2 protein-coding genes are annotated in these 1820 nt (G+C 36.6%); both read left to right on the plus strand.

All coding sequences use genetic code 11. The features are described 5' to 3' along the window. The coding region (locus BLS02_RS18660; RefSeq protein WP_368073031.1) for a sigma-70 family RNA polymerase sigma factor at window positions 1-515 on the plus strand (515 nt) is incomplete at its 5' end. Next, complete coding sequence (locus tag BLS02_RS18665; protein ID WP_092494545.1) at window positions 505-1647, plus strand: anti-sigma factor; 1143 nt, start codon at window positions 505-507, stop codon at window positions 1645-1647. The genes BLS02_RS18660 and BLS02_RS18665, both read left to right, overlap by 11 nt. Window positions 1648-1820: the final 173 nt, after the last annotated feature.

The following is a 1820-nucleotide window of genomic DNA, read 5'->3' on the forward strand; positions in this document are numbered from 1 at the left end:
GGGGAAGAAACAACGTGAAAAATAATTTAGACAGCATTTATAATATTTATTTTCATGACATATATCGCTTCCTTCTTTCCCTTTGTCACAATCATCATACTGCAGAGGACCTTGTGCAAGAAACCTTCTTTCGTGCCTACCTTAACATTGAAAACTATGAAGCGGAAAACATAAAAACATGGCTGTTTACCGTGGCACATAATGCTTTTATTGACTATTACCGAAAGCATAAGCGGACAGATGTTAAAGAACAAAACTTTTTCTTACCCCTATTTGATAGGAAGAAAACAACGGAAGAAACGGTCGTAATTCATGATGAAATACAGGAAATTATCGAGATGTTAAAAGATTTACCAGAAAAACATAAATATGCTGTACTCTTACATGATTTTCACGGATTATCCTATCATGAAGCTGCACAAGTCATGAATGTAAGACAACCCTATTTTAAAGTTCTGCTATTCCGTGGCAGACAAGCGATAAGAAATAGAAAGGCGGGAGAAAATGAGCGATGAATTTAGCAGAAAATTAGAAGCCTATGAAAAAGGAGAACTTGCTGAGCAGGAATTAGAAGAGTTTGAAAAGGAATTAGAAAAACTGGAGAGCTATCAAAAACTGTTGGAAAATAAACCTGATGAACAAACAGGATCTTCTATTAGTGACAAAAAGCAGAAAAAAATTGTTAGAAAAGGGAAATGGAAGGCTCGACTTCAAACGGCATTCACTGCCCTTGGAATATTTATCGTCTTCACAATCCTTTCTTCTATATTAACTGCGGTATACTTTTCATGGGGGAACCCGGATCGAGTTCAAGTATTTAGAGAAGTTGTTGATCATACGTTAACTGTTACAGATCCTTATGGCTATCTCGACGGATCAAGTACAAATACAAAACCCTATTACAGTTTAGAAGCAAGGAGAGATATTAAAAAGCAAATCGGGAATGAAACAATTAAGGTTGGAGAGTTAGAAGTTAATTTTATTTTTTCCCTAATGACTTTTCCAGAACGATCATATATGGGAAATAAATCACAAAACCAGCCCGCCTTTTTTTCCCATCCTAAATCTGACGAAAGCTTTAACTCAGATTGGGATCAATTAGAGAAACTCCCAGAAGGAACGGTCGTTTCTGCCTATGTATCATTTGATGAATTGATGGAATCAAAAGATGTGGAACAACTGTTCTCTGAGAAGGATATGCGTCTTTTATGGCTGGCAGTTGATACGGGTATTGAATCAGATAGGAATCATGGCATGTTTTTTGACCCTATAGGTTTTCCAAGTACTCCTATATGGCATGAAGATGACATGATTACACAATCCCGCAAAAAGGAGGAAGGATTGTTTGGTAGCAAAACGGTGTCGGAAAGTGCTTCATCACCAGGCTATACTGAAGGTGACCAAGACATGCTCCATGACCAATTTATGAAAACATTATACTTCCTGCAAGATCACGAGAAAAAGGCTAACAGATTATCCTTAGGGAAGTTACACCTCGAAAAACGAATTGACTATCTTGAAAACAATGGAATACTGCATTATGGTACAGTTATTACTGGGCCTACAAAGCAAATATTGAAACTACAGGATGAACCATCGATAGAAAAGCTAGAGGTGGATGAAGTTGAGTTTTGGAATTGGGAATAATTTATACCTCCAATAAATTCAGTAGAAAGAGCAACAGCTAAATTGTAACGGGTAAAACTCTAAAAGATCTGTCTTTAAAAAAGCACGTTAATGCCATTTGGATTAACGTGCTTTCTGTCTCAGCGAGATAATATGGTTAGTATAAGAATGTGTGGGATATAATTAACCCAAGT

The organism is Virgibacillus salinus (assembly GCF_900102415.1).
GTDB classification, from domain to species: Bacteria; Bacillota; Bacilli; order Bacillales; family Amphibacillaceae; genus Lentibacillus; species Lentibacillus subterraneus.